This is a genomic window from Actinacidiphila bryophytorum (assembly GCF_016916835.1).
GTDB classification, from domain to species: domain Bacteria; phylum Actinomycetota; class Actinomycetes; order Streptomycetales; family Streptomycetaceae; genus Actinacidiphila; species Actinacidiphila bryophytorum.
The window spans coordinates 215174-222407 of sequence record NZ_JAFFIX010000012.1 but is presented as its reverse complement, the minus strand read 5'-3'; the positions used below and the strand labels follow the sequence as shown (position 1 = coordinate 222407).

At 74.3% G+C, this 7234-nt stretch carries 8 protein-coding genes; 3 read left to right on the top strand and 5 right to left on the bottom strand.

The genetic code is table 11. The features are described from left to right. The first annotated feature begins 130 nt into the window (after positions 1 to 130). Positions 131 to 1201: an aldose epimerase family protein gene (locus tag JT723_RS19695; protein ID WP_205045996.1), complete on the top strand. Its 1071-nt coding sequence runs from the start codon at positions 131 to 133 to the stop codon at positions 1199 to 1201. Between the two features lie 35 nt (positions 1202 to 1236). Here the strand turns inward: JT723_RS19695 and JT723_RS19690 are convergent, their stop codons facing one another. Further along, on the bottom strand, positions 1237 to 1815 hold the full coding sequence (locus tag JT723_RS19690; RefSeq protein ID WP_205045995.1) for a TetR/AcrR family transcriptional regulator: 579 nt from the start codon (positions 1813 to 1815) through the stop codon (positions 1237 to 1239). Between the two features lie 90 nt (positions 1816 to 1905). On the opposite strand from JT723_RS19690, the gene JT723_RS19685 reads away from it, so the two are divergent. Further along, positions 1906 to 2352 (top strand): anthrone oxygenase family protein, encoded by a 447-nt coding sequence (locus JT723_RS19685; RefSeq protein WP_205045994.1) that lies wholly within the window; start codon positions 1906 to 1908, stop codon positions 2350 to 2352. Positions 2353 to 2383: 31 nt separating this feature from the next. On the opposite strand, the gene JT723_RS19680 is transcribed toward JT723_RS19685, so the two are convergent. From JT723_RS19680 to JT723_RS19670, 3 genes are all read right to left on the bottom strand, one after another. After that, positions 2384 to 2809 carry a PPOX class F420-dependent oxidoreductase gene (locus JT723_RS19680; RefSeq protein ID WP_372441339.1) on the bottom strand — a complete coding sequence of 142 codons (426 nt, stop codon included), beginning with the start codon at positions 2807 to 2809 and terminating at the stop codon, positions 2384 to 2386. A 111-nt stretch (positions 2810 to 2920) separates the two neighbouring features. Continuing rightward, a complete protein-coding gene (locus JT723_RS19675; protein ID WP_205045993.1) occupies positions 2921 to 3685 on the bottom strand; it encodes a sugar isomerase domain-containing protein in 765 nt (254 codons plus the stop codon). Positions 3686 to 3834: 149 nt separating this feature from the next. After that, the gene (locus tag JT723_RS19670) at positions 3835 to 4845 is read right to left on the bottom strand and encodes an N-acetylglucosamine kinase (protein WP_205045992.1); all 1011 of its coding nucleotides are present in this window, start codon (positions 4843 to 4845) and stop codon (positions 3835 to 3837) included. 86 nt (positions 4846 to 4931) lie between these two features. On the opposite strand from JT723_RS19670, the gene JT723_RS19665 reads away from it, so the two are divergent. Next, on the top strand, positions 4932 to 5804 hold the full coding sequence (locus JT723_RS19665) for a MurR/RpiR family transcriptional regulator (protein WP_205045991.1): 873 nt from the start codon (positions 4932 to 4934) through the stop codon (positions 5802 to 5804). Positions 5805 to 5828: 24 nt separating this feature from the next. Here the strand turns inward: JT723_RS19665 and JT723_RS19660 are convergent, their stop codons facing one another. Further along, a complete protein-coding gene (locus JT723_RS19660; protein ID WP_205045990.1) occupies positions 5829 to 7181 on the bottom strand; it encodes a M1 family metallopeptidase in 1353 nt (450 codons plus the stop codon). Between the last annotated feature and the right edge of the window lie 53 nt (positions 7182 to 7234).

The window sequence follows — 7234 nt, the reverse complement described above, 5'->3', positions numbered from 1 at the left end:
CACCGCCTCGCCGCAGGACTGTGACACCTCACCCGCCACCGCGGGTCGTCCGCCGGACGGACCTTCCCACGAGGTCCCGTCCGGCGGAGGTGTGTGCACGGCCCGCGCCCACCCACCCGGATGGAGCCTCATGCCCACCGTCACACGCTCGACCGCAGGAAGGCTTCCCGACGGCCGCGAGGTCGAGCACTGGCAGCTCGCCGCGGGACCCGTCACCGTCGGGCTCCTCGACCTCGGCGCGAGCCTGCACTCGGCCCGCTGCCCCGACCGTTCGGGGCGCGTCGCCGAGACAGTGGTCAGCCCGCTGGACATCGGGGACCGGTTCGGCGCGGCGCGCTACTTCGGCGCCACGGTCGGACGCTACGCCAACCGCATCGGCGGCGCCCTGCTGCCGCTGGACGGGGACCTGCTGCCGCTGAGCGCCAACGAGAGCGGGAACACGCTGCACGGCGGCGTCGACGGCTTCGACCTGCGGTCGTGGTCGGCCCGCCCGGCAGCCGACGGGACCCGGGCCGGCGTCGAGTTCAGCCTGGTCAGCCCGGCAGGGGACCAGGGCTTCCCCGGCCGTCTCGAAGCCAGGGTCACCTACAGCCTCGGCGACGAGGGCGACCTCGTCATCGACTACACCGCCACCAGCGACGCCCCCACCGTCGTCAACCTCACCAACCACGCGTACTGGAACCTCGCGGGCGGTGCCGACGAGACGGTGTCCGACCACGAACTCCAGGTGCTGGCCGACCACTACACGCGCGTCGACCCGGGCCTGCTGCCGCTGCCAGGACCCCACGAGAGCGTGGCGGGAACCCCCTTCGACCTCAGGGAGCCCCGGGCGCTGGGCAAGGCGCTGACGGCAGGGGACGAGCAGATCCGCATGGCCGGCGGGGGTTACGACCACAACTGGGTGCTACGGGCACACACTCCCGGCATGGTGGCGCCCGCGGCCGTACTCAGCCACCCCGGTTCCGGGCGCCGGCTGGAGTGCCTGACGACGGAGCCCGGGATCCAGGTGTACACCGGGAACCACTTCGACGGCTCCTTCCCCGGCTCTGACGGCCGTCCCGTCCCGCGCTTCGCCGGCGTGGCCCTGGAGACCCAGCACTTCCCCGACGGCCCGAACCGCCCCGACTTCCCCTCCGTCCGGCTCGCCCCCGGCGACGTCTACCGCTCGACGACCGTCTACCGCTTCGGCCTCATGCCGTGACCCCGGGGAACTGACCCCGGGCAGCCGGCCCCGGGTCAGACCACGGCGAGGCGGCCCACCAGCAGTTGCACCCTCGACTCGGTCTCGGCCGGCGGCAGCCGGCCCGCCCGGGTCAGCGTCGCAAGACCGTGCAGGGACGCCCAGAACACCTCGGTGAAAAGGCCCGGGTGGACGCCGTCGCCCGCGACCTCGGCCAGGTTCTCCAGCAGCGCGGCGAAGGCGTCCTTGAGGGGCTCCGGGGTGTCCTCGCGCGCGAAGGCCAGGCCACCGTCGAGCTGGAAGATCGCGTCGTAGACCGCCGGGTTGCGTTCCGCGAAGGCGAGGTAGGCGCGGGCGAGGGCGGCGACCCGCTCGCGCGGTCCCTCGGCGCCGGCGGCGGCGATCCGCACCGCCGCCGCCAGTTCGGCGGCGCCTTCGAGGGCGACGGCGCCGATGATCTCCCGTTTGCCGCGGAAGTGGCTGTAGAGGACCGGCTGGCTGTACTCGATGCGCTCGGCGAGCCGGCGGGTGGTGACGGCGTCCCAGCCCTGCTGCTCGGCGAGTTCGCGGGCCGTCGCCAGGATGAGGCGCTCGCGGGCCGCCCGGTCGCGCTCCTTGCGTTCCTTAACTGACATGCCACGATTCTAGCAGCGCTAGACAAGGGAGCGGCAGTAGTACTAGCGTTGCATCATCAGCTAGCAACACTAGATTTTCTGGGGGTCGTCATGCTCAGCGCACTTGAGGTGTTCACCACGGTGGTCGTCGGCGTCATGGTGGGGGTGGAGTTCTGCGTCGCCTTCGTCGTCAACCGGATCTTCGACGCGCTCCCCGAGGACAGCGGCCAGCTCGGCCGCGCCCACGGGGGCCGGATGCTGGGCGCCGTCATGCCGTTCTGGTACATCGGCTCGGTCGTGCTCACCGCGGTCTGGGCCGTCGCGGGACGGCATCACGGCGGCACCGGTCTCGTCGTCGGCGGCGGGGCGCTGCTGATCGTCAGCGTGATCATGTCGATCCTGCTGCTCGTCCCGATCAACAACCGGAGCAAGACGTGGACCCCGGAGAACCGGCCCGCGGACTGGAAGGAGCAGAGCAGGCGCTGGGACCGCTACCACTACGCCCGCGTCGCGGTCATCGTCGCCGGCTTCACCCTGCTGGTCGCGGCCCTGGTCTGAGCCGGGCGGCGGGCCGCACCCGGCGGGCGGGTCAGTCGGCGAGGTCCCGCTGGGCGGTGACCTTCTCGATGCGGACGCGGACGAGGATCTCGCCGGGGACCCCGTTGCGGGCGGCGTACTCCTCGGCCCGGTCCTCGCCCATGTAGCGGGCGGCGATCCGGCCCGCCCAGTTGTGGAGTTCCGCCAGGTCCTCGGAGAAGGTGGCGCTGCCCTGGACCAGGGCGAAGGAGAAGGGCGGCCGGTCGTCGTCGACGCAGGCCATGACCCGCGGGTCGCGGGCCAGCGTCCGGCCCTTCACCGTGTCGCGGCCGGTGGTGAAGACCAGGTCGTTCCCCTCCAGCAGGAACCAGACGGGTGCCACGTGCGGCCGGCCGTCGGCGCGGGTGGTGGCGAGCTTGGCGGTGCGCGTCCCGTGGGCGAGGAAGGCCCGCCACTCGGGTTCGGTCATCTCGGACATGACCTCATCATGGCGGTGGCGGGGGCGGACACCGCGGCACGCCGCGCCGCGGACGAGCGCCCCTCGTCGCCGGGGGCGCCGCGCCGGGCTGCCACGCCGGGTGCCGGATCGTCAGAAGCCGCCGCGGTGCAGCCGCCCCGCGTACCGCTCCTCCAGCACGATGTTGCGCTCGTGCCCGCCGGGCAGGTTCGCCGACACGTAGACCGGCGCCTCCTTGCCCTCGGACAGGAGGATGCCGACCGCCTCCGCCAGCACCATCTGGACGAGCGTCGCGGAGGTGATCGTGGAGACCCCGCACAGGGCGCCGCCGCCGGGCAGCGGCAGCAGGGCGTCGCCGGCCGGGGCGCAGTTGTCCAGTACGGCGTCGGCGAGGTCGGCCAGCCGCTTGCCGCTGGGGTGCTGCGGCGGCACCGCGCGGGTGTGGGTCAGCGAGGTCAGGGCGACCAGCTGGTGGCCGGCCTCCTTGACGTGCAGGGCCATGTCGACGATCGAGTTGTTGACGCCGGAGTTGGACACGATGACGAACAGGTCCTGCGGCTGCGGCCCGGCCAGGTCGTACAGTCGGCGGGCGAGCCCGGGGGAGCGCTCCAGGAGCGGGTCGTCAAGGACGGACCTGTCCTCGTCGCCGCGCAGCACCAGGTCGGCGAGGCCGATGCGGTTGGTGGGGATCAGGCCCCCGGCGCGTCCGACGATCTCCAGCACGGTGGCCTGCGAGTGGCCGGTGCCGAAGCCGTGGACCACGCCGTCGGCCGCGACGCAGTCCGCGAACAGGCGCCCCGCGGCGGCCACCGAGTCCTTGTTCGCGGCGACGGCCCGCTCTGTTGCCGCCCGGCCTTCCGCGGCGAACGCGGCGGCGCTGATCTGTCCTTCGGCCATGGCCGGACTCCTTCGGGGATGTCACTGCTGGGCTGGTTGACTGAATCGCTTACGTGGCAACTCGATGAAACATTGCACCCGACATCGCGTCAAGGCCGCGGTCACTCGTCCGGCGCGTGACCGCCCCGGTCGTGCGAGGGGGCGTCCGGTCATGCGGGGGTGCGGAGCAGCGCACGGGCCAGGGCCGCCGCACCTGCCGTGCCGTCGGCCACCGGGAAGATGTGCAGGTCCAGGCCGTCGAGGCGTGCGGTCACCCGGGACAGCAGCGGCCCGTCGGGCGCGAGGAGGCCGCCGGTGGCGGCGAGCGGCTCCCCCGGCCGCGGCCACAGTGCCCGTACGGTGTCCGCCAGCAGGTCCGCCGCCCGGTCCAGCAGCCGCAGGGCCACCGCGTCACCGGCCGCTGCGGCGCCGACCGCGGCGGGGCTGAGCAGCGCGAGCTGCGCAGGGGCCTGGGCGTAGGCGCGGGCGACGATCGTCTCCGCCAGGTCGTGGCGGGCGTCGAGGGGGTCGCCGGGTCCGGGGGCGCGGCCGCCGGCTTCCGGCAGGTAGTGGGCGGTGACCTCGGCGACCAGCGCGGTCCAGGCGCCGCTGCCGTCGAGTGCGGCAAGGGCGGCCCTGACCGCGTGGGCGCCCAGCCAGTAGCCGCTGCCCGCGTCGCCGAGCAGCCAGCCGTACCCGTCGACGACGTGGGCGAGGCGCCCGCCGGCGAGCCGTGCGGCGATCGCGCCCGTGCCCGCGATCAGCACCAGGCCGTCGCGCGGGGCGCCGGGCGCGGCGGCGAGCGCCACCTCGGTGTCGACGCCGACCGCCACCGCCGCCTCCGTGATGCCGTTGGCCGCGAGTGCCCCGCGCAGGCAGGACAGGGCGAGGCCGTGCCCGCGCTCCGGCCCGAGGCCCTGCGCGGCGCCCGCGAAGCCGCCGAAGACCGCCGCGACCCGGTTCGCGGCGCCCGGGGTCTGCCGCAGCGCCCCCGCGACCGCCTCGGTCAGGTGCCGGGTGAGGTCGGCGCGGCCGACGCTGAGCGCGTTGCCGGGTCCGCCGGTGCCGCGGCCGAGCACCGTGCCGTCCGCGCCGGCCAGGCACGCCCGGCTGCGGGTGCCGCCGGCGTCGACGCCGATCACCAGGCTCCTGGCGGGGATCCGGTCGTGGGTTTCGCTCATCGGCACGCATCATGGTTGATAGATTCACCGGTGCACAAGCCCCGTCGTGCCCGCACCGCCCGTACCGCCGCCCGGAAGAAGTCCCCATGATCACCGCCCTGATCCGTTCAGAACTCCCCCGGATGTCCGGTTCCCTGCGCAAGGTGGGCGAAGTGGTGCTCGCCGACCCGGCGGCGGTCACCCGTGGTTCTGCGGCCGAGCTGGGCCGCCGTACGGGCACCTCCCAGGCCACCGTCACCCGCTTCTGCCACGGCCTCGGCCTGGAGTCGTACCAGCAGCTGCTGATCGAACTGGCCCAGGAGCAGGGCAGGGCCGCGGCCGGCGCGGCGGAGGCGGCCGGTGCGCTGGGTCCGCGGATCGGGCCGGGGGACGACCTGGAGCGGGTCATCGCGGTGATCGCCGAGGCGGACCTGCGGGCGCTGCGGCAGACCGCCGACCTGCTGGACCGCCAGGCACTCGAACGGGCCGCCCAGGCGCTCGCGGGCGCCCGCAGGATCGACGTGTACGGCGTCGGCGGCTCCGGCGTCATCGCGCAGGAGACCCAGGCCCGGCTGTTCGGTATCGGATGCGCGGTGCACGCCTGGACGGAGGTGCACGCGGCGGAGACCTCGGCTGCCCTGCTGACACCCTCCGACGCCGTGGTGGCCGTGTCCCGCTCGGGGGCCACCCGCGAGGTGCTGGCCCCGCTGCGGCTGGCGGCCGAGCGCGGCGCCTCGACGGTCGCGGTCACCGGCGACCCCCGCTCCCCGGTCGCCCAGGCCGCCGACGTGGCCCTGACGTCCTACTCCGGCGAGACCAGCTTCCGCCACGGCGACTTCGGCACCCGCCACTCCGTCCTGCTGCTGGTGGACTGCCTCTACGCCCGCGTGGCGCAGCTCACCTACGAACGGGCCACCGCCTCCATCGCCCTGACCTCGCATATCGCCGGCACCCACGCGGTACGCCCGCGCCGCAGGTGACCCACCGCGGAACCCGTCGGCCCGTCAGTCCTCCAGCTCGCCGGCCGGCGGCAGCGCGGACCGGTGCACCCACAGGTCGAAGACCGCGTCCAGTGGGTGCGCGGTGTAGCGGGCCGCGTGCGCCGCGAGCGCGGACGTGGTCACCACGCCGTGCCGGTGCACCGCCGTCCAGCCCTTGAGCATGCGGAAGAAGGCGCCCTCGCCCAGGGCGCGGCGCAGGGCGTGCACCGCGAGGCCGCCGCGCTGGTAGAGCCGGTCGTCGAACATCAGCCGGCGGCCGGGGTCGCCGGGCGTCAGGTCCTGCGGCAGCCGGGCCAGCCGGGCGTGCGCCGTGGCGGCGTGCGAGGCGGCGGTGGGGCCGCCGGTGTGCTCCGACCACAGCCACTCGGCGTACTTGGCGAAGCCCTCGTTGAGCCAGATGTGCCGCCAGTCGCCGATCGAGAGGCTGTTGCCGAACCACTGGTGGGCCAGCTCGTGCGCGACCAGCCGCTCAGAGCGGCGCTGCCCGCCCAGGTGGTTGGTGCCGAAGGTGGCCACGCCCTGCGCCTCGACGGGCACGTCGAGTTCCTCGTCGGCCACGACCACCGCGTACCCGTCGAAGGGGTACGCCCCGAAGACGTCCTCGAAGAAGTCCATCATGCGGGTCTGCCGCCCGAAGTCGACGGCGAACTGGCCGCGCAGCCGGGCCGGTACGTATCCGGTCTGCGGCACCGGGCGGCGCGGGGCGAGCACCGAGCCGCCGCCGCTCAGCTGCACGGCCTCGTAGCGGCCGATCGAGACGGTCACCAGGTAGCTGGAGGTGGGCGCCGCCTGCTCGTACACCCAGGTGGTGCTGCTGGCCCTGGTGGTCCTGGACAGCAGCCGGCCGCCGACGACCACCGTGTACACCGAAGGGGCGGTGACCGAGATCTGGTACGTCGCCTTGTCCGCGGGCCGGTCGTTGCACGGATACCACGAGGGCGCCCCGACGGGCTGGCTGGCCACCAGCGCGCCGTCGGTCAGCTCCTCCCAGCCCAGACCGCCCCACTGGCTGGTGACGGGCTGTGGGTTGCCGGTGTAGTGCACCTCGACGGTGAAGGCCGCACCCGCCTCCACCGCCTTCGCGGGACGGATCCGCAGCCGCCCGGCCCGGTGGACGTAGTGCGCGGGCCGGCCGTCCACGACGACCCGCTGGAGCCGGAAGTCGGCCAGGTCGAGGGCGAACTCGCGCAGTGCCGCGCCGCCGGCCACCGCACCGATCCGCGCGGTGCCGCGCAGCCGGTTGGACGCGGGGCGGTAGTCCACGGCCAGTTCGTAGCGGTGGACGCGGTAGCGGGTGTCGCCGTGGGCGGGGAAGTACGGATCCGCCTCCGGCGCCGCTGCTCGCTTGTGGGCCAACGGTCCTTCGCTCCCTTGCGTTCGCAGGACGGACCCCGCCGCGGACAGCCGCG

Coding starts and splice junctions, on each gene's coding strand:
- JT723_RS19695 (WP_205045996.1), top strand. CDS start 131: ATGCCCACCGTCACACGCTCGACCGCAGGAAGGCTTCCCGACGGCCGC.
- JT723_RS19690 (WP_205045995.1), bottom strand. CDS start 1,815: ATGTCAGTTAAGGAACGCAAGGAGCGCGACCGGGCGGCCCGCGAGCGC.
- JT723_RS19685 (WP_205045994.1), top strand. CDS start 1,906: ATGCTCAGCGCACTTGAGGTGTTCACCACGGTGGTCGTCGGCGTCATG.
- JT723_RS19680 (WP_372441339.1), bottom strand. CDS start 2,809: ATGTCCGAGATGACCGAACCCGAGTGGCGGGCCTTCCTCGCCCACGGG.
- JT723_RS19675 (WP_205045993.1), bottom strand. CDS start 3,685: ATGGCCGAAGGACAGATCAGCGCCGCCGCGTTCGCCGCGGAAGGCCGG.
- JT723_RS19670 (WP_205045992.1), bottom strand. CDS start 4,845: ATGAGCGAAACCCACGACCGGATCCCCGCCAGGAGCCTGGTGATCGGC.
- JT723_RS19665 (WP_205045991.1), top strand. CDS start 4,932: ATGATCACCGCCCTGATCCGTTCAGAACTCCCCCGGATGTCCGGTTCC.